Raw genomic sequence first — 20,188 nt, 5'->3', positions numbered from 1 at the left:
GTGGCCACCTACCCCGCGACCGGCTCTTCGGTCTTCTGCTCGACGTCGATCGTCGTGCGCAGGGTGATCGGCTTGAGCAGCAGCGCCGCGATCACGCCGACGACCGCGACCGCGGCGGAGATCAGGAAGATGTGCGCGGTCGCGTCGCCGTAGACGGTGTGGACGACCGCCTGCACCTGCGGTGGCAGGGCTTTGAGGTTCAACGCGCTGACGCTGCCGGTCGACGCCTGGCCCGCGGGCACGTGCAGCGCCGCGGACAGGTCTGCCGTCACCCGGTTCGCCAGGACGGCGCCCAGCACCGAAATGCCGATGGTGCCGCCGAGCGACCGGAAGAACGTGACCGACGCGCTCGCCGAGCCGAGGTCGCGCAGGGGCACGTCGTTCTGCACGGCCAGCACGAGGTTCTGCATGGTCATGCCGACCCCGACACCGACGACGGCCATCGCGACGCCGATCAGCCACAGTGACGTGGCGTGGTCGACCAGGCCCAGCACGAGGAACCCGGCCACCAGGATCACGCTGCCGGCCACGATGTAGGGCTTGATCTTGCCGGTGCGGCTGATCAACCGGCCGGAGACGGTCGAGGAGACCAGCACACCGGCCATCATCGGCATGGTCAACAGACCGGCCTCCGTGGGCGAGAAGCCGCGGCCGATCTGGAAGTACTGGCCGAGGAACACCGCGCCGCCGAACATCGCCATGCCGACCGCGAGGCTGGCGATGATCGCCAGCGCGGGGGTGCGCTGGACGACGATCTTCAGCGGCACCACGGGTTCGCGGACCTTCAGCTCCACCAGCACGGCCAGCGCGAGGAGCACGAGACCGCCCGCCACCATCACGGCGGTCTGCCAGGAGCCCCAGGCGAACGTGTTGCCCACGAAGGAAACCCAGATCAGCAGGACGCTCACGCCGGCGGCGATGAGGCCGGCGCCGAGGTAGTCGACCCGGACGTCGTCGCGGCGCACGGTCTCCAGCTTGAGCGTGCGCTGCAGGACGACGAACGCGAGCGCCGCGATCGGCACGCCGACGAAGAAGCACCAGCGCCAGCCGAGCCACGGCACGTCCACGATCAGGCCGCCCAGCAGCGGGCCGCCGACCGTGGCCACCGCCATGACGGCGCCGAGGTAGCCGTTGTACCGGCCGCGTTCCCGTGGCGGGATGATCGCCGCGATCACGACCTGGACCAGGGCCTGCAGGCCGCCGACGCCGATGCCCTGGAACGCGCGGGCGGCGATCAGCTGCCCGGTGTCCTGGCTGAAGCCGCTGATCGTCGACCCGGCCACGAAGATCACGATCGCGACCTGGACCAGCGTCTTCTTGTTGAACAGGTCGGCGAGCTTGCCCCAGATCGGGGTCGTGGCCGTGGCCGCCAGCAGCGTGGCCGTGACCACCCACGTGTACTGGGTCTGGGTGCCGTTCAGCGAGCCGATGATCAGCGGCAGCGAGGTCGAGACGACCGTCGAGCTGATCATGGCCACGAACAGCGCGAGCAGCAGCCCGGACAGCGACTCCAGCACCTCGCGGTGCCGCATCGCGCCCGCCTCGTTTCTCTCCGCTTTCACAGGACTCCTTCACGTCTCCGTAAATTATTGCCCACTGTGCAAACTTGCGCAATGGGCAATGCGAGCCCGTCGTTAAGCTGACGGCATGGACACCCTCGACACGCTGCGCACGCGCAAGAAGGCGGCGACGCGGCAGTCGCTGCACGAGGCGGCGCTGCGGCTGGCGGTGGAGCGCGGCCTCGACGGCGTCACCGTCGAGGACATCGCCGACGAGGTGGGCGTGTCCCGGCGGACGTTCTCCAACTACTTCGCGAACAAGGAAGACGCGATCCTGCACGCCGACCGCGAGCGGACCCGGGAGCTGGTGGCCCTGGTCGAGAGCCGGCCGGCCGGCGAGGAGCCGTGGGCGGCGCTGCGGGCGGCGAGCCGCGGGCTGTACCAGGCGCGGCCCGTGCCCGACCCCCAGTGGGTGGCGCAGCTGCGGCTGCTCCGGCGGCACCCGTCGCTGCTGGCGCGGCAGGCCGGCGACCAGATCGCCCTGGAACGCGACCTCACGGCGGTGCTGCTCGCCCGCCGCGGCGGCGTCGACGACGAGCTGGCCCGCCTCATGACGGCGACGTTCCTCGCGGTCGTGCGGACCGGAATCGTGCGGTGGCTGGAAGGTCCGGGCGAGCAGCCGCTGGCCGAGGTCGTCGACCGCCTGCTGAGGCGCGTCCAGCTGCGCTGAGCACCGGCCGCCCGCGGTGTCGAATGGCGGCGTACGTGTTCGTGGTGGAGGTGAGGCCGGTACCCACACACCGCTCGTGAGGAGAACGCCATGACCGCCACGTACTTCCGGGAGCACGTGGCGATGCTGGCCGCGAGCCCCGCCGAGGTCTCCGATCCGTGGGTCACGAGGATGCGGAACGGCCGCACGCAGGAGCTGGTCTACCGGCCCACGGTGCACGCCGCCTCACGGTGATGGTCCGGTTCGCGAGTAATCGCCGGTCGTCCGGGTAACCCCGGGAGGAGACGCAGTCGTCGGCTCCCCATCGCTCGGCAAAGGACCTCATGGACGACCCGGACCATTCCACTCGTGAATACCGCTTCGAGGCCGGTGCCGTACCCGACCTGGCGGCCATGCGGGGGTGGTTGCGACGCGTGCTCGCCGGCGCCTCGCCCGACGGTGTCCAGGACGTCCTGCTGCTGGCGACCGAGCTGGTCACCAACGCGCTGGATCACGCCCACGGCGTGCAGGCCCTGCGCGTCCGGTACCGGGCTCGCCGGTCCCCGGTCCGGCTGGAGGTCGACGACTCGCGGCCGGACCTCGGGCTCCGGCTCGGTGGGTCGTCGCCGGACGACACGCGGGGGCGGGGGCTCCTGCTCGTCGACGCGGTCAGCCGCCGGTGGGGCGTCGTCACGCACGGCACCGCCGGCAAGACGGTGTGGGCCGACGTCGTCGCCGGCTGAGCCGCGCGTGCTCCGGGCGTCACGGGCAGGTGATGACCTGGCCGGCGTAGGTCAGGCCGGCGCCGAACCCGAACAGCAGCACCGGTGCGCCGGCCGGGATTTCCCGTCGTTCGAGGAGTTTCGAGAGGGCGAGGGGGATGCTGGCGGCGGAGGTGTTGCCGGATTCGGCGACGTCGGTGGCGACGACCGCGTCCCGGGCGCCGATGTCGCGGGCGAGGGCGGCGATGATGCGCGTGTTGGCCTGGTGGGTGACGATGCCGCCGAGGTCGCCCGGATCGATCCCGGCCTGGGCACAGGCTTTCCGGGCGATCGGCGCGAGTGCGGTCGTCGCCCAGCGGTAGACCGCCGCGCCTTCCTGGCGGAAGGTGGCCGGCAGGCTGTGCGGGCCGGGTGAGCCGAGGGTGATGCTCTGGCCTTTGGCCGGGTTCGAGCCCCAGACGACCGGTCCGATCCCGCCGATCCTGTCGATCCCGTCGGCCGCTTCGACGAGCGCGGCGCCGGCTCCGTCGCCGAAGATGACGCAGGTGGAGCGGTCGGTCCAGTCGAGGAAGTCGCTCATCTTGTCGACGCCGACCACGATCGCGCGCTGACTCGCTCCCGCGCGGATGGCGTGGTCGGCGGCGGCCAGGGCGTAGGAGAATCCGGAGCACGCGGCGTTGAGGTCGAACACGCCGGGCTCGGCGATCCCGAGCCGCTCGGCGACCTGGGCGGCGACGCCCGGCATCCGGTCGAAGGTGGTGCAGGTCGCGACGATCACCAGGTCGACGTCCGAGGCGGTCCGCCCGGCCCGGCGCAGCGCGTCGCCCGCCGCGGCGGTGGCCATGTCGGCGACCGACTCGCCGGGGGCGGCCAGGTGCCGGGTGCGGACGCCGACGCGTTCGGTGATCCAGGCGTCGGAGGTGCCCAGGGCGGCACTCAGCTCGTCGTTGGTCACAAGACGGACGGGTTGGTAGTGCCCGAAGGACACGGCTCTGGTGCCGGGGTTGGGGGGTGGTCACGAGGTGGTTCGTGACGGCGAGCGGAACGGTTTGCGTTGCGCGGCCGGGAATCAGGTGGCTTCCATGTCCACACCGGACACTTTGGCCGTAAGCGGCACGGCCGGCACAACCGGCTCGGCCGGAGCCTGCGCCGGATCCAGGACGAACCGGGTCAACGCGGCGCGGGGATCCATGCCCCGCAGCTGATTGAGCTCCCGCAAGGGTTTGCGCAGCTGCTCGAACTCGGGCCCGACCTCGTCGGTGATCTGCTGCTGCATCGCGCCGAGGGCGTTCTTGCCCTTCACCACGGCTTTGCGGACGGTGGTGAGCGCGCCGGGCAGCCGTTCGGGGCCGATGATGAACAGCGCGGCCACGAGCAGGACGAGCAGGTGCTCGGCGCTGAGTCCGAACATCGTGATCTCCTTTCCGGACAGGACGCGGTGGGTGCCGGATTCCCCGACGGAACCCGGCACCCGCCGCGGCCGGTGCTCAGTTGGCGGCGCTGGTGTTCACTTCGCCGTTGACGCCCTTGGGGAAGAATCCGCCGGAGGTGGCGGCCTTGTTCGTCAGGTACACGATGTTGAGGACCTGACCGGGTGAACGGCTGTAGGCGATGCCGTTGGCGTCGGTGGGGACGATGTTGGCGTTGCCGTGGCTGTCGATGACGCCCTGGTCGTCGTCGGTGGGCCCGTCGAGGCTGTCCCGCGCGTTGGACAGCTTCACGCTGGCTTCCCGGAGGTCGCGGCCGAGCAGGCCGAGCCCGAGGATGCCTTCGCTGTGCTGGTAGAGGGCGCTGCGGATGTTGGCCGCGTGGTAGGCCTCGACGGCGAGGATCCCCGCCGCGGCTTCGAGGTAGGTCTTGTTGGTGATCAAGGGCGCGGCGCCCTTGTAGGCCGTGACGCCGACGTCTTCGAACAGGAACGCGGCGAGCAGGAAGTTCTCCTCGCACGCGAAGGCGTCGAAGCTGCGGCCGGGCTTGACCAGACCGGCCGCCTGGGCCGCGGCGGTGAAGCTGGACTGCAGGTCGATCGCGGGCCGGCTGACGGCGGCGGAGCCGAGGGCGGAGCGCAGGAACTGGACGTGGGCCTTCTCGTCGCCGGCGATCTCCTGCGCGTACTGCTTGGCGGCCTTGGTCTTGAACTTCACCGCGCGGCCGCCGGTGACGCCGCCGCGGGTGCCGGTGCCGGTGGTCATCGCGTCGGCGAGGCCCTTGCCGGTGACGGCGTGCAGGTAGAACTCGGCTTCGAGGTACTCGAGGTTGAGCGCGAAGTTGAGCACCGCCCCGTCGCTCACCCCGCTCGCCGCGGCCGCCGCGGCGGCGGCCGGTCGTGCGGTGGCCGCGGACGCGGTCCCGGCGGTGAGACCGCCGAGCGCACCGGCGCCGACGACACCGAGGCCGGTCATGCCGGCGGCCTTGAGGAAGCGGCGGCGGTCCTGGTCGTTCTCCGCGCTCCGGTTGATCATCGAAGCGGCGTAACGCTTGCCAAACACGGACGAACTCCTCCCCGCCCGCGCAGGGCGGGCGTAACCCATCGTCGGATTCCCGGCGCTGGGCGGATCCTTCGTGGACCTTCCCCTTTCGGGGCCGCGCCGATCGCGGATTGGTGTGGATCGCCGGATCGGGTGATCGTCTTCCACCGAGGTGTCGGATCGGGAAGACCGGGTACACCACCGGCAATTCGGGCGATACCGTGACAGCGGGAGGAAACGACGTGACGACCGGAGTCTTCGCTGTCCCGGCCGGGCTTGACGCCGCCCGGCCGGTCGCTCTGGTGTACCGGGTGGCCCGCCGGACGGGTGCGTCCCGCCGGGCCGCGCGCCGGCTGTGCGTGCGGCTGCTGCCCGTGGTGCCGGGCGAACCCGCCGCGGACGTGGCTTCCGCGCGCAGGATCCGGGTGCTGGTGGTCCGGGCGCTGCGGGCCGAGCTGGCGCCGCGGTGCGACGCGGCGCTGCTGGAGGCGGCCGTCGCCGACGCCGTCCTGCTGGACGAAGTGGCGTTGTTGCCGCCGCGTCAGCGGTTCGTGGTCCGGGAGATGGCGCTCGAACGTCGCTCGCTGGCCGAGGTCGCCGCGACGACCGGCTGGACCCGGGCGCAGGTGATGCGCCTGCTCAACGCGGGTCTGTCGTCGATCACCACGCGTGTCCACATCGGTCACCTGCCCCGGCAGGCGAGCACGACCTAGCGGACTCCGTGCCTGCCCAACGGCACGAGGCCCTCCGGCGTGCCGGAAGGCCTCGTGCGGTGACCTAAAAGGTCAGTGGGGCAGGTGGAAGTCGTTGCCGGAGCCGATGGACAGGTGGCTCAGGTCGGCGCCGATGGAGCCGCTCAGCGCGCCGTCGCCGATGTTGCCGACGACGTCGTGGACGTCGGAGACGCCGGAGAGGTTGCTGTGCGAGGCGATGTCGCCGACGTGGCTGGTGACGTCGCCCAGGTGGGTGGTGACGTCGCCGAGGGTGCCGTTGTGCGAGACGTCGCCCAGGTGCGCGGTCGCCTGGTTCACGACGTCGCCGACGGTGTGCTCCAGGCCGGTGTTCGCGCCCAGCGAGCCGGTGAGGTCGCCGATCGTCGAGCCGACGCCCTGCGCGCCGTCGACGGCCGAGGTGAGGCCGGAGATGTTCTGCAGGCCCGAGGTGAGGTTGCCGCCGTCGAGGGCGCCGGTGACGTCGCCGCCGGCCACGTGCCCGGTGACGTCGCCGACCGCGCCGGTCACGGTGGTGACCGGGTCGAGCTGGCCGCCACCGACGTGGTCGATGCTGCCGGCGAGGTCGCCCGCGGCGGAGAACGGGTCGGTGATGTTCTGGGTGAGGGCGGTCATCCCGCTCACCGCGCCGAGCACGTTGTTCTCGGAGGTGGTGTCGCCGAGGGCGAGGTTCTGCGTGAGGGCCTTGAGCTGCTCGATCGCGCCGGCCTGGCCGGTGATGGAGCCGAGGTCGAGGCCGTTCTCGCCACCCAGGTTGCCGACGGGCGCGAAGTCGAGCACGAGCGGGAGGATGTCGTGCAGGTCGGCGCCGGAGATGTCGCCGAGGCCCGCGTCGTTCAGCGTCTGCTGCGGGTCCTGGCCGAACGAGCCGCGGGCGGACGGGTCGTTGAGCAGGTTGAGCGTGAATTCGTACAGCGACTGCGCGGGGTTCATCGACCAGGCTCTCTGTGGGGGACAGGTGACGTCGCCGATCACGGGGATCATCGACCGCACCGACGCTAAGGCCGGGCCGGTGGCGGCCACATCAGGTCTGACGCCTAGTCACGATCTTGACCACCCCTGAGGGGGACGCCTCAGCCGTTAGGGGATCGGGCCCCGGTGTGGTCTGGGTCTCGTCCGCGAACCCGGGGTCGAACCGCCCATCTGCGCGCCCCTGCTGGCCCGAACCTCTTGCGGTGACCAGAACGGGTCGCCGGGTTCGGAGGTGCGACCGTCGTGAAGGAGCTGCTGCCCACGCAGCTGCGTGACCTGCTGACCGGGATCGCCACCCGTCCGGCCGACCCGGTCCGGGTGATCCTGTCCGGTCCGCCCGGCCACGGGAAGTCGACGATGCTGAGCGCGATCGGCCGGCACTACCGCGACGCCGGCGTCGCGGTGATCGGCCGGGACGCGCTCGCCGAGCGTCCGGTTCCGCCCGGCGCGGCGATCCTGCTCGACGACGCCGACACCCTCGACGGCGCGGCCCGCGCCACCCTCGTCGGCTTGGCCGGGGCGACGGACCGGCTGGTGCTCACGCACACGCCCGGCGCGTCGGGCGCCCTCGCCGCGGAGCTGATCCTCCCCGGCACCCGCCACATCCGGCTCACCGCGTGGACCGCCGACGACATCGCCCGGTTCGCCCAGGAGACGCTCGGCCGGTCCCTCACGCGCGATCAGGCCGCGTCGGCTCAGCGGGCCACGGCGGGACTGCCCCGGCTGGTGACGCACTGGCTGCGGCTGTCCGGCGCGGGGGAGCTCATCGACGAGCTGCGCTCGGAGCTGGACCTGCTCGGCGAACCGGGCCGGACCTACCTCGTCGTGGCCGGCGCCGGGAGCGGCCGTGACCTCGAGCTGCTCGCGGCGGCGCTGGACCTGGACCGCGACGACGTCTCCGCGGTCGTCACCCGGGTCCGCGCCGCCGGGCTCCTGGCGGCCGGCGACAGCGTGCCCCCGCTCGTCGTGCGCGCCCTGCGCGAGCACGTCGGCGTGGACCGCCAGCTCACTGTGCTGGTCCGGATGCTCGACGTCCTGCTGGCCGCCGGGCAGCCGGTGCTGCCGGTCGCCCGCGAACTGCTGCGCCTGGGGGCCGCGGGCGAGGTCGTGCGGGCCGGGCTCGAGGCCGCGGCCGCCGAGGCGCTCGCCGGCGATCCGGCGCTCGCGGCCGACCTCTACGCCGCCGCGGCTCGCGGCGGCAGCTCACGGACGCGGCTGGCCCACGGCTGGGCCGGCGCGTCCGTCCGCGCGGGACGGCTCGACACGGCACTGGCCCTCGGCGACGAGCTCCTGAACTCCGCCATGCCCGAAGACCGGACGCGCGGTGCGCTGGTCGCGGGGACGGTCATCGCCCGCCGCGGCGACCTGGCCCGCGGCGCCGAGCTGCTGCGCTGGTCGGGGGAGCCGGGCGCGAGACGGCTGGCCGATCTGGCCGGCATCGCTCTCGGCGAGGCGAGACCCGGCGAACCGGAGGCCGCCGGGCCGCTCCCGGCCTACGGGCACGTCGCCGGGCAGCTGCTGGACGGGATCCGGGAGTCGGTGTCCGGCCGTCCCGAAGCCGCGCTGGCGACACTGCTGGCCGCGGCCGACTCCGCGGCGGCCGGCGGCACCGGTCACCTCCTGCCGGACTCCCCGGCCGCGCTGGCCGCCCTGGTGGCGGTGCACGCCGCCGAGTTCGACCTCGCCCACGGCGTCCTCACCCGCGCCGCGGGCGGCGACCGGCACACGCTCCTGCTCGGCTGGACCGCGATGCTCCGCGGCGACCTGGCCGCCGCCGGAACCCACCGCGCGGCCGTGCGCGGCCCGCTGGCTCCACGCGACGAACTCTTCCTTCACGCCCTCGAACTCGGGCTGGCGCGGCGCAGCGACACCCCGGACGCGGTCCGCGCGCGCTGGCCCGCGGCCTACGAGGCGATGATGCGCCAGCCGGTCGACCTGTTCACGCTGCTGCCGCTGGGCGAGCTGCTCGTCGCGGCGGCGCGGGTCGAGGAGAGCTTCCGCGTCGCGTCCCACCTCGCTCGTGCCGTCGCGCTGCTGGAGCGGCTCGGCTCGCCTGCTCTGTGGTCGGCGTGGCTGAACTGGTCGATGTTCCACGCCGCGGTCGTCACCGGGGACCGCGAGACCGCCCGCGAGACCCTGCGCCCCTTCGCCTCGGCGACCGGACGGCTGGGGCCGGCTCTGGCCGCGGCCGGTGACACGTGGCTCGCCGTGCTGGGCGGCACCGTGGACGGCGACGCCGTGCTGGCCGCCGCGGAGCAGTTGCACCGCGCCGGGCTCCGGTGGGACGCCGCGAGGCTCGCCGGGCAGGCGGCGATCCGCGCGACCGACCGCACCGCGATGGTGACGTTGTTGCGTGCGGCCAAGAGATTCTCGGCCGGGGGCACCGCCACGCCGGCCACGACGGACACGGCGGCCGCGACCACGCTGACCCCGCGCGAGCGCGACATCGGCCGGCTGGTCGTCGAGGGCCACACCTACCGCGAGATCGGGGAACAGCTCCACATCTCGGGCAAGACCGTCGAGCATCACATGGCCCGCATCCGCGGCAAGCTCGGGGTGACCGGCCGGCGCACGATCGCGACGGTGCTGCGCGGCATGCTGGGCGAGACGGTCTGACCGCTTGCCGGGCGCGGAAATCGCGTCGGGGAGGGCCGGTCGCCGCCACGGCCCTGGAGTGATCCGGCGGTGGCGACGACCGGCGGAACGCCGCCGCTTCGGCGTTCCCCGGCGGCGGACTCGTGCAATCCGCCGTCAGGCTTTCGGGCGCGCTTGTCCAGCGCGCACAACGCGACCGCCGCAGCTCCGGTCGTCACCGGGCTGCGGCGGTCGTCGTCACCGGGCCACCCGCAAGGGAGGTAGTGGCGGCCCGGAAGTGCTTACTGCTTGTTGGTGCCGGGGGTCAGCACCTTGTCGATGACGAAGACGGTGGCGTTCTTGGTGGGGATGTTGCCACAGAGGATCTTCGCGCCGTTGACGGTCATGTTGTCGCCGGTGCCTTCGATCTTCAGCGGGCCACCGGCGGTGTTGAGCGAGTCGAGGGTGCCGGCGGCGGCGAGGCCCTTGGCGTCGTAGCGCTTGCCGACGACGTGGTACTGCAGGATCGGCGACAGCTCGGCCGGCTTCCCGGCGAGCTCGTTGAACTTGGCGTCACCCAGCGCGGCGAAGGCCGGGTCGGCCGGGGCGAACACCGTGATGGCGGGGGCGCTGTTGAGGGTGTCGACGAGGTTGGTGGCCTTGACCGCGGCGACCAGCTTGGTCAGCAGCGGGTTCGTCGAGGCGGCCGAGGCGACCGGCTGCGGGCCCATCGAGTCCAGCGAACCCGGCGCGGAGCCCTGCGGCAGCTGGGAGCAGGCCGGACCGAAGACGTCGGCGTTGGTGGTCATGCCGTCGGCGGCGGCGGCCGCGCTGGTCGTGGGGGCGGCCATCGAGGACGACGGGGCCGGGGCGCTGGAGCTGCCCGAGGAAGCGGTGTCGCTGCTGCCACACGCGGTCAGGGCCAGGGCGGCAGCCGCGGCGATGCCGATGCCGGCGACACGAAGCTTGGTCACAAAGATCACTCCTATTGAGCGGCTGAAGCAGTCCACTGTGGACTACCTGGTGCCGGTGGTCCGGCCCGACCGCCGGAACGTTTCGGCGGTTCGTCGTGCTGGGATTCGCGGCCGTCGCGCCGGCGGACGGGTCCGGTCGCACGATTTACCCGATCAGGTGAACGGACGTGCTTCCGGAACGCCCGCCGACGAGACCACGGCGTCCGGTGTGGACCGTGCTCGCCGGAAACTCCGCTCGTCACCCACAGGCGTGGTCCACGCTCCGGCGCCCGTCTTTCACTCGCGACTGCGGCGAACGACCAGTGATCCCGCCGGGATCGAATCCGTTGTTCGTTCGAGGAGAAGGAGATCCACCGTGAGCACACTCCGCCGTCGCGTCCTGGCGACCGCCGCACTGCCGGCCGCGGCACTCGGCTTCCTGCTGATCGCCCCGGGAGCGGCGTCCGCCTCCACCACGACTCCGCAGGTGACGGCCGCGGTCGCCGATCACCACCACCACGACCACGGCCTGAACCTGAGCATCCTGCTCGGCCTGCGGATCACCGGCGGCCACCACGGTCACGGCGGTCACGACGGTGGCTGCGACGACGGCCTGCTCGGCGGCGGTGGCCTGCTCGACCTCGGCTGAGCTGTTCCTCGTACCCCGGAACGGGCGGGGCACCGGATACCTCCGGTGCCCCGCCCGTTTTGTCGTCGGCCGGAACGCGTTACCGGGGAAGGCTGCAGCGGCAGCCGCCGCTCGCGTGGCAGATCATGCCCTCGGTCTCCGGGATCCGGCTGTAGCGGGTGCCGTCGTCGAACTCGACCTCGATGATGTCGAGCGGGTCGACGTCGCGGACGGTGCCGCGGCTGGCCCGGCGCGCGCCCGTCGCGGGATCGGGTGCACTGAACACGACGACCCGGTCACCGCGGTGGAAGTGGTTCCACTCCCAGCCGTTGAGGTCGTACCACGTCCCGGTGAACGCGCGCGAGACCATCGACACCGGCAGGTCGAGCGTCATCGCCACCCGGATCATCGCCTCCGGCGGAATCAGCTCGGCGGGCCGTTCGCCCGGCCGGAGCCAGTCGCCCAGGGAGGGCAGACCGGCCGACGCCGCGATCGAGCGCGGCGACCGGCCGGGTTGGTGGCGGTCCAGCAGCACCGCGACCCGCGTCCGTTCCATCTCCGCCTCCTCCCCACCGGGATCCAGTATTCCGCATCTGCGGGTCGAAGAGATCTTTCGAACCGATAACGCGGCAAAAAGTACCCACCTGGAGCCGCGGCTGCCGCGAATGACCGACGCAGGCCCTCGGACGACGGGCCGGGGACTTCGGAGGAGTGCGGCGATGTGGACCTTGATCCTTATCGGTTTGCTCGGCGGGTTGATCACGGGGGTGTCGCCGTGCATCCTGCCGGTGCTGCCGGTCGTGTTCTTCGCCGGTGGAGCCAAGAAGACGGCCGACGGTGAGCCACCGCCGGAGCAGGACGGGGGCGTCGCCCTGGCCACCAGGAAGCAGCAGCGGGCCCGCAACCGGCGGCCCTACGCGGTGATCGGCGGGCTCGTGCTGAGCTTCACCGTCTTCACCCTGCTCGGCTCGTTGCTGATCAAGGCGCTGAACCTGCCGGACGACATCCTGCGGATCGTCGGCCTGGTCGTGTTGTCGGTGGTCGGTCTGAGCCTGCTGATCCCGCCGTTGGAACGCTTGCTGGAGAAGCCGTTCTCGAAGCTGCCGCAGCGGAAGGTCAACCCCAACGGCGGTGGTTTCGGCCTCGGGCTGGGGCTCGGGCTGCTGTACGTCCCGTGCGCCGGGCCGGTCCTGACGGCGATCACGATCGCCGCGGCCAACGGGAAGATCGGCGTCGAGACCGTTGCTCTCACCGTGTCCTTCGCGATCGGTGCGACGGCGCCGTTGCTGGTGTTCGCGTTGGCGGGGGCCAAGATTTCGGAGCGGGTGAAGTTCTTCCGCAAGAACAACGGCAAGGTCCGCGCGATCGGCGGGGTCGTGATGCTGCTGCTCGCGGTGGCGTTGTACTTCGACCTGCCGTCGCTGCTGCAGACCAAGCTGCCGAACTACACGGGTGCGTTGCAGGAGAAGGTGGAGGGCAGCGACGCGATCAGCAAGCTGCGGCTGTCGAACCTCGGTGACGCGAGCAACCAGGCGCTGGACAAGTGCGCGAACAACGACCAGGGTCAGCTGCGCGACTGCGGGCCGACGCCGGAGTTCGAGAACATCGACGCCTGGATCAACAGCTCGCCGCAGACGATGGCCGGGCTCAAGGGCAAGGTCGTGCTGGTCGACTTCTGGACGTACTCCTGCATCAACTGCCAGCGCAGCATCCCGCACATCAAGGACCTCTACTCCCGTTACCAGGCCGACGGCCTCGAGGTCGTCGGCGTGCACACGCCGGAGTTCGCGTTCGAGCACGACAAGGGCAACGTCGAGGCCGCGACGAAGAAGTTCGGCATCACCTACCCGGTGGCGATCGACAACGAGACGAGCACGTTCAACAACTTCCGCAACCAGTACTGGCCGGCCCGCTACCTGATCGACGCGACCGGGCAGGTCCGGTACTTCAAGCTCGGTGAAGGCGACTACGACCAGACGGAGAACCTGGTCCGGCAGCTGCTGCAGCAGGCCAAGCCGGGCGTGGCGCTGCCGGCGCCGGGGGACCTGCCCGACACCAGGCCGACGGACGAGCGCACGACCCGCGAGACGTACCTCAGCCGCGGTGAGCTGCCGAAGACCTACGCCCCGGGCGGAACCCCGCTGGCGCTGGAGAAGGAAGCGACGTACGCGTTCCCGCCGGCGGTGCCGGACGGCAAGGTCGCCTTCGCCGGCAACTGGACGATCGACTACGAGAAGTCCACAGCGGGCGCGGGCGCGGAGGTCCGCCTCGGCTACACGGCCAGGAGCACGAACCTGGTGCTGGCGGGCGAGGGCACGGTGACGATCGCGAACGGCGACGGCCCGTCACGCACGATCAAGGTGTCCGGGACGCCGAACCTGTACCGCTTGACGCAGACGCCGGACCTGCACACCGGCCAGCTGACGTTGACGCTCAGCCCGGGTCTGCAGGCGTACTCGTTCACCTTCGACTGAGCACGCGAGGACCACGGAAATGCTTGAGGGACAAGAAGAGACGCAGGACCTGATCATCGTCGGGTCGGGTCCTTTGAGGAGAAGCCATGTTGGAAGTCACTGACGCCAGTTTCGCCACCGACGTCCTCCAGAGCGAGAAGCCCGTTCTGGTCGACTTCTGGGCGACCTGGTGCGGGCCGTGCAAGAAGCTCACGCCGGTGCTCGAAGAGATCGCGGCCGAACAGAGCGACGTGACGTTCGTGAAGCTCAACGTCGACGACAACCCGGACACCGCCCGCGATTACCAGGTGATGTCACTCCCGACACTCATCCTGTTCCAGGGAGGCAAGCCGGTGAAGCAGATCGTGGGCGCGAAGAAGAAGGCCGCACTGCTGTCGGACATCACCGGCGCCCTGTAGCCGCGCCCGTCATCCGCATCGGGTCCGCGGCACTGGCGGGGGCGGGCACGGCATCGGCAGGCACGGAAGCCGGTCCCGCCCAGTCCTGCGAGATCGGCGCCACGTACTCGACAGCGCTGTAGTCCGCGAGCGGGACTGTCCGACGGGGTACAAGGTCACCCTCTGGGGCGTGTTGACCCGCTAGCGGCGGCAGGCCTCGACCAAGACGGCGGGCACGGGCACGGTGTCAGGTGCCGATCGCCAGCAGGACGACGTCGTCCTCGTGGCCGGCCGGCTCCACCATGTGTGCCAGTGCGGCGTCGGCCACGGACTCCGGGGCTTGGCCGGCCAGCCGGGCGAGCAGCGTGCGGAGGCGGTCGATGGCCTGGTCGAGGTCTTCGCCGCGGCGTTCGATGAGGCCGTCGGTGTAGAGGAAGACCAGGTCGCCCGGCTCCAGGGTCCGTCGCTGGTCCGTGCGGTCGCGGGTCCGGAAGCCCAGGTGGCTGAAGAGCGCGTCGTGCTCGGTGAGCAGCTCCGTGCGGCCGTCGGCGTGGACCAGGATCGGGGGCGGGTGGCCCGCGTTGGTGCTCGTCAGCCCCCAGCGGCCGGTGCCGTCCGGGCTCAGGTGCGCGTGCAGCAGCGTGCCGCTCGCGGGGATGTCCAGCCCGGTCAGGGCGGCTTCCAGGGCTTCGACGGTCGCGGCCGGGCCGGCGTCGGGCAGGTTCCACGCGGTCTGGCGCATCATGCTGCGGACCTGCCCCATCAGCGTGGACGCGTGGACGTCGTGGCCGGTGATGTCGCCGACCGTCACGGCCAGGGCCGGCGCGCCGGGGAGCGGGACGGCGTCGTACCAGTCGCCGCCGACTGCTTCGTCGGCCTCGGACGGCCGGTAGCGGGCCGCGAGCCGCAGGCCGGGCACCGACGGCAGGTCCGTGAGCATGGCTTCCTGCAGCTCGCGGGCCACGCTGATCCGCCGCTCGAGCTGGCGGACGCGCTCGAGGGCCTGGGCGGTGTAGGTGGCCAGGGTGGTGATCACGGCGCGCTCGGCGCTGTCGAGCGTGTGCGGCCGGTCCCAGCCGAGGGTGAGGACGCCGAGGACGTCCCGGTCACCGACGAGCGGTGCGCAGGCCGTCGCGTGCAGGCGCAGGTCGCGGTAGAGCCGCCCGACGGCGTCGGGGAACTCCGCGTCGATCGCGGCCGGGTCCTCGTAGCACAGCAGCCGTCGTTCGCGGAACGCCTTCGCCGTGGCCAGGGCGGCGTCGGCCCGGAAGACGCCGAACTCGGTGTCGGCGAGGGCCGGGCGGCCCGGCTCGGGCACCCGGCGCAGCATCCCGCCGGGCTCGGCGACGACCAGCCCGATGTAGGTCGGCCGGTGCTCGGCGGAGACGAACCAGCTGATCTCGTGGCGGATCTGCTCCAGCGTCCGGCTCCCGGCCAGCCCCTGTGCGGCGCTGAGCAGGATCTCGTTGCGGGCGTGGGCGCGGTCGAGCTGGGTGGCCAGCTCGTCCCGGCGGTCGCGGTCGCGCTTGCTCTGCCGGGTGGCCAGGCGCAGGCGGATCTCGGTGGCGCACATCGTCGCCAGGTCCGTCAGCGTGGCGATCTCGTCGCCGGTCCAGGTCCGCGGCCGGGTGTCGATCGCGCACAGCGAGCCGAGCACGTGGCCGTCGGTGTCGGTCAGCGGGATGCCCGCGTAGGCGACGACGCCGAGGTCGGGGATGGCCAGGTTGTCGCTGGTCAGCGCCACGGTGCGGGCGTCGGTGAGCACGAGCGGTTCCCCGGTGATCACGACGTGCTGGCAGAACGAGTGGCTGAGCGGGGTGTGGCGGGCGGTGGCCCACGGCTCGGGGAGCCCCTGCATGCCGGGGAAGACCTGGCGGTCCGGCTCGACCAGCGACACCAACGCCACCGGGACCCGCAGCTGCACCCGGACCATGGCGGCGAACCGGTCCATCGCGCTGTCCGCGCGGGCCGAGAGCCCGCTGTCGTGCAACGCGCCCGTCCGCCCCGGGTCGCAGAGGACCAGGTCGGGTCTGCCGTCCGGCACCGGGCTCGCCTCCCCGTCTCCGGTCGGTCCGGAGCACCAGGACAGCGTAAGTGGTGGGCCCGGGCGGACCGGGCGAGCGGGGCACCGGATCGCGGTACCCCGCTCGCCCGCCTCGCTGTGACGACGGGTCCGGTCAGGCCAGCGGGAGCCGCGCCACGGCGGCGGTGGTCGGCTGCGGCGAGCCCGCCGCGGGCTCCGTGGTGATGGCGACCCGGTCGGTGTCGCCCGGCAGGACCGCGCCGAGCGTCCCGTCGCCCGCCGGCAGCAGGCCGGCGGACTGCGGACCGCGCGGGCCGATCAGCCAGACCTGGTAGGCGTGCCCGGCGTCGAGCGCGGGCAGCCCCGGCGCGGTCACGACGACCCGGCCGAGTGACCGCGAGAGGGTCGCGGTGGCCGCGCCGGCCCGGACGGTGACGGCGTCCGAGGCGTTCTGGACCTGGGCGGACCCGGCGACCGGAACGGGTGTGGTGCCGGTCTGCGACAGGCCGATGCCGACGCCGCCGACCAGGATCGCGGCGGCGGCCGCGACCGACGCGGTGACGATCGTGGCGCGCTTGCGCCACGTCCGTCGCGCGGCGGCGGGTGCCACCTGGGGCGGGAGCTGCCGGGTTTCGGCGACCGCGGTGAGCACCCGGCTGCGCAGGCCGTTGCCGGGGACCGCGGTCATCGCGGCACCGAGGCGCGCGGCGGTCTCCCGGAGCTCACGGACTTCCGCGGCGCAGGTCCCGCACTCGGCCAGGTGACGGTCGAAGGCGGCGCGTTCGAGGTCGGTGACGGCGTCGAGGACGTACGCACCGGTGAGGGTGTGGGCTTCGGCGGTGGTCATCGGGTCGCTCCCAACGCGTCCCGCAGGCGGATCATGCCGTCGCGCATGCGGGTTTTGACGGTGCCGATCGCGACGCCGAGCTTTTCGGCGACCTCCCGGCAGGTGAGTCCGTGGAAATAGGCGAGCAGGATCGACTCCCGCTGCAGATCGGTGAGCACGCCCAGCGCCTGCCGGACCAGGTCGCGGTCCACAGTGGACATCGTCGACTCGGCGACGTCGTCGTACGGGCGTCGCATGTCCAGCAGGTCGGATCGTTCCTGCCGGTTGCGGGCGGACTGCTCGGAGCGGACCCGGTCGATGGCCCGGCGGTGGGCGATCGTCAGCGCCCACGTGCTGACCTTCGCCCGCGCGGAGTCGAACTGGGCGGCCTTGCGCCAGATTTCGAGCAGCACCTCCTGGGTGACCTCTTCGGACTGCGCGCGGCTGCGCAGGACCTGCATCACGGTGCCGAAGATCGGGCTCACGAGCTGGTCGTAGAGCAGCGCGAAAGCCTGCTCGTCGCCCAGCGCGGATCGCCGGAGGAGTTCTTCGGGCGTGGCGGGCGCGTTGTCCGGGTGGGTGCCGGTGGGTCGATGGAGGAGGGTTACGGTGGTGGCGCGTGCGGCGGCGGCCATGAAAATCCTTCCCGGCCGGAGCCGAGCCTGTGACGCAGTGGATCGCTGCGAGCGGCCTGTCTTCAGATGTTCGAGGTCGACCCCGGTGCGTATTGGTCGTTGTTTCAGCTGAGCTTCCGGCGCCCCTTTCGGGTGATCGTGGGTGTCGGGAAGGTCACGGCACCAATACGCTGGGCGGGTCAGAGCCGAACGCTGGGTATGACCGCAACGGAACTGGCTCGCCCCGAGACACCCGCACCACCGGGGAAGACGCGGCTGCGGTTTTTCGCGGCCGCTTTCACCGGCGTCCTCGCCCTGGCCGCCGCGCTGGCGGTCGGGCACCTGGTCGCGGGGTTCATCAGCATCAACGCCTCGCCCTACCTGGCGGTGGGCAACGGCGCCATCGACCTCACGCCGATCGAGCTGAAGGACTTCGCCGTCCGCACGTTCGGCACCTACGACAAGCTCGTGCTGCTGGGCAGCATGGCCGTGGTCATGGTGGGGGTCGCCGCGCTCGCGGGTGTCCTTTCGCGACGGTCGCCGGTGCCGGGCACCGTGCTCATCGCCGTGTTCGGCCTGGTCGGCGCGTTCGCCGTCTACCAGCGCCCGGACCTGAGCGCGGTCGCGCTGCTGGCCCCGGTCGCCAGCCTGATCGCCGGCGTCGCGGTTTTCCTTCTCCTGCACCGGATCGCGCCGCGCGTGTGGCGCGACCCGGAGACGGACGAGAAGACCGGCACGTCCCGGCGGCGGTTCCTGATCGGCGGCGCGGGTGTCGTCGTGGGTGCCGGCGCGGCCGGTCTCGGCGGGCAGCTGATCAGCTCGTCCCGTGACGCCACCGCGTCCCGTGAGGCGGTCGGCAAGCTCGTCCCGGCGCGCACGGCGCCGATGATCCCGGCGGACGCCGACTTCGCCAAGCTGGGCACGCCGCCGTTCCTGACGCCGAACGACAAGTTCTACCGCGTGGACACGGCGTTGTCGGTGCCGCAGGTGCGGACCGAGGACTGGAGCCTGCGGCTGCACGGCATGGTCGGCCGCGAAATCCGCTACAGCTACAACGACATCCGCAACCGGCCGCTGGTCGAGCGCACCGTCACCATGACGTGCGTGTCCAACGAGGTCGGCGGGGACTACGTGTCGACGTCGAACTTCATCGGCGTCGACCTGGCCGACCTGTTGCAGGAAGCCGGCGTGGAACCCGGCGCCGAGCAGCTGTTCTGCACCAGCGTCGACGGCTGGACGTCGGGCACGCCCGTCGCGGCCGCCCAGGACCGCGGCCGCGGCGCGATGCTCGCCATCGGCATGAACGGCGAGCCGCTCCCGCTGGAACACGGTTTCCCCGCCCGGCTCGTCACGCCCGGTCTGTTCGGCTACGTGTCGGCGACGAAGTGGGTCGTGGACATCGAGGTCACGACGTGGGCCGCGCGTCAGGCCTACTGGCTCAAGCGCGGCTGGAGCAAGGAAGCGCCGATCAAGACGGAGTCGCGGTTCGACTCGCACCGCGGGTTCGCCAGCGTCCCCAAGGGAAAGACGCGCGTCGCGGGAGTCGCCTGGGCGCAGCACACCGGGATCGAGAAGGTCGAGGTGCGCGTGGACCAGGGCCCGTGGCAGCAGACCACGCTGTCGCAGGAGGTCAACCTCAACACCTGGCGGATGTGGTGGACCGAGGTCGACCTGCCCGCCGGGGTGCACCAGGTGTTCTGCCGCGCCACCGACAAGTCCGGCTACACCCAGACCGACATGCGCGCGGGCACCGTTCCCGACGGCGCGACCGGCTGGCACAACGTCACGTTCACGGCCGCCTGAGAAAAACTTCCCCGAAACCAATCCGGTTCCCCGGGGGTTCCGAATCACCAGCAACAAGACGGAAACCGCTGAAGTTCCGTTTCCACCGCGTAATCCTCTGGAGTGAATTCATGAGCAAGCTTCGTATTGCCGGAATCGGTCTCACCGCGGCTGCCGCCCTGGCCCTGACCGCGTGCAGCGGCAGCGACACCGCGTCGTCGGGCAGCTCCAGCGCCCCGGCCCCGGCTCCGACCTCGTCGGCGGCCGCGCCGTCCTCCAGCGCCGATGCGGGTGCTTCCGATGGCATGACGACCAACGCCGACGTTTTCGGCCCCGCCTGCAGCCAGCTGCCGCAGGGCTCTTCGCCCGGTTCGCTGGACTCGATGGGCCCGCAGCCGGTCGCCTCGGCCGCGTCGACGAACCCGCTGCTGACCAAGCTGGTCGCCGCGGTCAAGGCCACCAACCTCGTCGACACCCTCAACAGCGCCCCCGCCATCACGGTGTTCGCCCCGGCCGACCCGGCCTTCGCCGCGCTGGGTGACGCCAAGTTCAACGAGCTCGCCGGGAAGCCGGCCGAGCTGTCGCCGATCCTGCAGTACCACGTCGTCGGCAAGCGCTACGACGCCAAGGGCCTCGCCGCCGCCGGCACCCTCGACTCGCTCAACACCGCCGGTGGCCCGCTGAAGATCGAAGGCACCGGCGACAACATGACCGTCAACGGCGCGAAGATCCTCTGCGGCAACATCCCCACCAAGAACGCCACCGTCTTCGTGATCGACAAGGTCCTCACCCCCGGCACCAACAAGTAAGCTTCTTCAGCCGGTCGTCGCCGTAGC

At 71.8% G+C, this 20,188-nt stretch carries 20 protein-coding genes; 10 read left to right on the top strand and 10 right to left on the bottom strand.

Features of this window, described 5'->3' with window-relative positions:
* Positions 1 to 8: 8 nt before the first annotated feature.
* Positions 9 to 1,532: an MFS transporter gene (locus OG439_RS22670; RefSeq protein ID WP_326951593.1), complete on the bottom strand. Its 1,524-nt coding sequence runs from the start codon at positions 1,530 to 1,532 to the stop codon at positions 9 to 11.
* A 115-nt stretch (positions 1,533 to 1,647) separates the two neighbouring features.
* On the opposite strand from OG439_RS22670, the gene OG439_RS22665 reads away from it, so the two are divergent.
* The 3 genes from OG439_RS22665 to OG439_RS22655 all read left to right on the top strand — a co-directional run bounded on the left by OG439_RS22665 (position 1,648) and on the right by OG439_RS22655 (position 2,951).
* Positions 1,648 to 2,229 (top strand): TetR/AcrR family transcriptional regulator, encoded by a 582-nt coding sequence (locus tag OG439_RS22665; RefSeq protein WP_326951339.1) that lies wholly within the window; start codon positions 1,648 to 1,650, stop codon positions 2,227 to 2,229.
* A gap of 90 nt (positions 2,230 to 2,319) precedes the next feature.
* Positions 2,320 to 2,463 (top strand): hypothetical protein, encoded by a 144-nt coding sequence (locus OG439_RS22660; RefSeq protein WP_326951338.1) that lies wholly within the window; start codon positions 2,320 to 2,322, stop codon positions 2,461 to 2,463.
* An 89-nt stretch (positions 2,464 to 2,552) separates the two neighbouring features.
* Positions 2,553 to 2,951: an ATP-binding protein gene (locus tag OG439_RS22655; protein ID WP_326951337.1), complete on the top strand. Its 399-nt coding sequence runs from the start codon at positions 2,553 to 2,555 to the stop codon at positions 2,949 to 2,951.
* Positions 2,952 to 2,970: 19 nt separating this feature from the next.
* Here OG439_RS22655 and OG439_RS22650 read toward each other — a convergent pair whose 3' ends face one another.
* From OG439_RS22650 to OG439_RS22640, 3 genes are all read right to left on the bottom strand, one after another.
* Positions 2,971 to 3,918 carry a beta-ketoacyl-ACP synthase III gene (locus OG439_RS22650; protein WP_326951336.1) on the bottom strand — a complete coding sequence of 316 codons (948 nt, stop codon included), beginning with the start codon at positions 3,916 to 3,918 and terminating at the stop codon, positions 2,971 to 2,973.
* A gap of 81 nt (positions 3,919 to 3,999) precedes the next feature.
* Complete coding sequence (locus OG439_RS22645; RefSeq protein ID WP_326951335.1) at positions 4,000 to 4,341, bottom strand: Sec-independent protein translocase TatB; 342 nt, start codon at positions 4,339 to 4,341, stop codon at positions 4,000 to 4,002.
* Positions 4,342 to 4,417: 76 nt separating this feature from the next.
* Entirely contained in the window at positions 4,418 to 5,419 is a 1,002-nt protein-coding gene (locus OG439_RS22640) for a ferritin-like domain-containing protein (RefSeq protein ID WP_326951334.1), read from the bottom strand.
* A 221-nt stretch (positions 5,420 to 5,640) separates the two neighbouring features.
* Between OG439_RS22640 and OG439_RS22635 the strand changes: the two genes are divergently transcribed.
* Positions 5,641 to 6,111, top strand: coding sequence for a hypothetical protein (locus tag OG439_RS22635; protein ID WP_326951333.1), 471 nt, complete (start codon positions 5,641 to 5,643; stop codon positions 6,109 to 6,111).
* A 72-nt stretch (positions 6,112 to 6,183) separates the two neighbouring features.
* On the opposite strand, the gene OG439_RS22630 is transcribed toward OG439_RS22635, so the two are convergent.
* Positions 6,184 to 7,062, bottom strand: a complete 879-nt coding sequence (locus OG439_RS22630; protein WP_326951332.1) for an IniB N-terminal domain-containing protein — start codon at positions 7,060 to 7,062, stop codon at positions 6,184 to 6,186.
* A 282-nt stretch (positions 7,063 to 7,344) separates the two neighbouring features.
* On the opposite strand from OG439_RS22630, the gene OG439_RS22625 reads away from it, so the two are divergent.
* Positions 7,345 to 9,717: a LuxR C-terminal-related transcriptional regulator gene (locus tag OG439_RS22625; RefSeq protein WP_326951331.1), complete on the top strand. Its 2,373-nt coding sequence runs from the start codon at positions 7,345 to 7,347 to the stop codon at positions 9,715 to 9,717.
* A 260-nt stretch (positions 9,718 to 9,977) separates the two neighbouring features.
* Here OG439_RS22625 and OG439_RS22620 read toward each other — a convergent pair whose 3' ends face one another.
* A complete protein-coding gene (locus OG439_RS22620; protein WP_326951330.1) occupies positions 9,978 to 10,649 on the bottom strand; it encodes a fasciclin domain-containing protein in 672 nt (223 codons plus the stop codon).
* 355 nt (positions 10,650 to 11,004) lie between these two features.
* Between OG439_RS22620 and OG439_RS22615 the strand changes: the two genes are divergently transcribed.
* Complete coding sequence (locus tag OG439_RS22615) at positions 11,005 to 11,277, top strand: hypothetical protein (protein ID WP_326951329.1); 273 nt, start codon at positions 11,005 to 11,007, stop codon at positions 11,275 to 11,277.
* A gap of 79 nt (positions 11,278 to 11,356) precedes the next feature.
* Here OG439_RS22615 and OG439_RS22610 read toward each other — a convergent pair whose 3' ends face one another.
* Positions 11,357 to 11,812: a hypothetical protein gene (locus OG439_RS22610; RefSeq protein ID WP_326951328.1), complete on the bottom strand. Its 456-nt coding sequence runs from the start codon at positions 11,810 to 11,812 to the stop codon at positions 11,357 to 11,359.
* Positions 11,813 to 11,975: 163 nt separating this feature from the next.
* Here OG439_RS22610 and OG439_RS22605 point away from each other — a divergent pair, with 163 nt between their 5' ends.
* A complete protein-coding gene (locus tag OG439_RS22605) occupies positions 11,976 to 13,730 on the top strand; it encodes a cytochrome c biogenesis protein DipZ (protein WP_326951327.1) in 1,755 nt (584 codons plus the stop codon).
* Between the two features lie 86 nt (positions 13,731 to 13,816).
* Positions 13,817 to 14,128 carry a thioredoxin gene (gene trxA / locus OG439_RS22600; RefSeq protein ID WP_326951326.1) on the top strand — a complete coding sequence of 104 codons (312 nt, stop codon included), beginning with the start codon at positions 13,817 to 13,819 and terminating at the stop codon, positions 14,126 to 14,128.
* 226 nt (positions 14,129 to 14,354) lie between these two features.
* On the opposite strand, the gene OG439_RS22595 is transcribed toward trxA, so the two are convergent.
* The 3 genes from OG439_RS22595 to sigK form a co-directional block, all read right to left on the bottom strand.
* Positions 14,355 to 16,151, bottom strand: a complete 1,797-nt coding sequence (locus OG439_RS22595; protein ID WP_326951325.1) for a GAF domain-containing SpoIIE family protein phosphatase — start codon at positions 16,149 to 16,151, stop codon at positions 14,355 to 14,357.
* Between the two features lie 133 nt (positions 16,152 to 16,284).
* Entirely contained in the window at positions 16,285 to 16,977 is a 693-nt protein-coding gene (locus OG439_RS22590) for an anti-sigma factor (RefSeq protein ID WP_326951324.1), read from the bottom strand.
* Positions 16,974 to 17,591 (bottom strand): ECF RNA polymerase sigma factor SigK, encoded by a 618-nt coding sequence (gene sigK / locus OG439_RS22585; protein ID WP_326951323.1) that lies wholly within the window; start codon positions 17,589 to 17,591, stop codon positions 16,974 to 16,976. Before sigK ends, OG439_RS22590 begins: the two co-directional genes overlap by 4 nt.
* A 198-nt stretch (positions 17,592 to 17,789) precedes the next feature.
* Between sigK and OG439_RS22580 the strand changes: the two genes are divergently transcribed.
* The gene (locus OG439_RS22580; protein WP_326951322.1) at positions 17,790 to 19,373 is read left to right on the top strand and encodes a molybdopterin-dependent oxidoreductase; all 1,584 of its coding nucleotides are present in this window, start codon (positions 17,790 to 17,792) and stop codon (positions 19,371 to 19,373) included.
* Between the two features lie 110 nt (positions 19,374 to 19,483).
* The gene (locus OG439_RS22575; protein WP_326951321.1) at positions 19,484 to 20,161 is read left to right on the top strand and encodes a fasciclin domain-containing protein; all 678 of its coding nucleotides are present in this window, start codon (positions 19,484 to 19,486) and stop codon (positions 20,159 to 20,161) included.
* Positions 20,162 to 20,188: the final 27 nt, after the last annotated feature.

Source organism: Amycolatopsis sp. NBC_01307 (assembly GCF_035975215.1).
Taxonomy (GTDB): Bacteria; Actinomycetota; Actinomycetes; order Mycobacteriales; family Pseudonocardiaceae; genus Amycolatopsis.
This window is presented reverse-complemented; position numbering and strand designations above follow the sequence as displayed.

Coding starts and splice junctions, on each gene's coding strand:
- OG439_RS22670 (WP_326951593.1), bottom strand. CDS start 1,532: ATGCGGCACCGCGAGGTGCTGGAGTCGCTGTCCGGGCTGCTGCTCGCG.
- OG439_RS22665 (WP_326951339.1), top strand. CDS start 1,648: ATGGACACCCTCGACACGCTGCGCACGCGCAAGAAGGCGGCGACGCGG.
- OG439_RS22660 (WP_326951338.1), top strand. CDS start 2,320: ATGACCGCCACGTACTTCCGGGAGCACGTGGCGATGCTGGCCGCGAGC.
- OG439_RS22655 (WP_326951337.1), top strand. CDS start 2,553: ATGGACGACCCGGACCATTCCACTCGTGAATACCGCTTCGAGGCCGGT.
- OG439_RS22645 (WP_326951335.1), bottom strand. CDS start 4,341: ATGTTCGGACTCAGCGCCGAGCACCTGCTCGTCCTGCTCGTGGCCGCG.
- OG439_RS22630 (WP_326951332.1), bottom strand. CDS start 7,062: ATGAACCCCGCGCAGTCGCTGTACGAATTCACGCTCAACCTGCTCAAC.
- OG439_RS22610 (WP_326951328.1), bottom strand. CDS start 11,812: ATGGAACGGACGCGGGTCGCGGTGCTGCTGGACCGCCACCAACCCGGC.
- OG439_RS22605 (WP_326951327.1), top strand. CDS start 11,976: ATGTGGACCTTGATCCTTATCGGTTTGCTCGGCGGGTTGATCACGGGG.
- trxA (WP_326951326.1), top strand. CDS start 13,817: ATGTTGGAAGTCACTGACGCCAGTTTCGCCACCGACGTCCTCCAGAGC.
- OG439_RS22590 (WP_326951324.1), bottom strand. CDS start 16,977: ATGACCACCGCCGAAGCCCACACCCTCACCGGTGCGTACGTCCTCGAC.
- sigK (WP_326951323.1), bottom strand. CDS start 17,591: ATGGCCGCCGCCGCACGCGCCACCACCGTAACCCTCCTCCATCGACCC.
- OG439_RS22580 (WP_326951322.1), top strand. CDS start 17,790: ATGACCGCAACGGAACTGGCTCGCCCCGAGACACCCGCACCACCGGGG.
- OG439_RS22575 (WP_326951321.1), top strand. CDS start 19,484: ATGAGCAAGCTTCGTATTGCCGGAATCGGTCTCACCGCGGCTGCCGCC.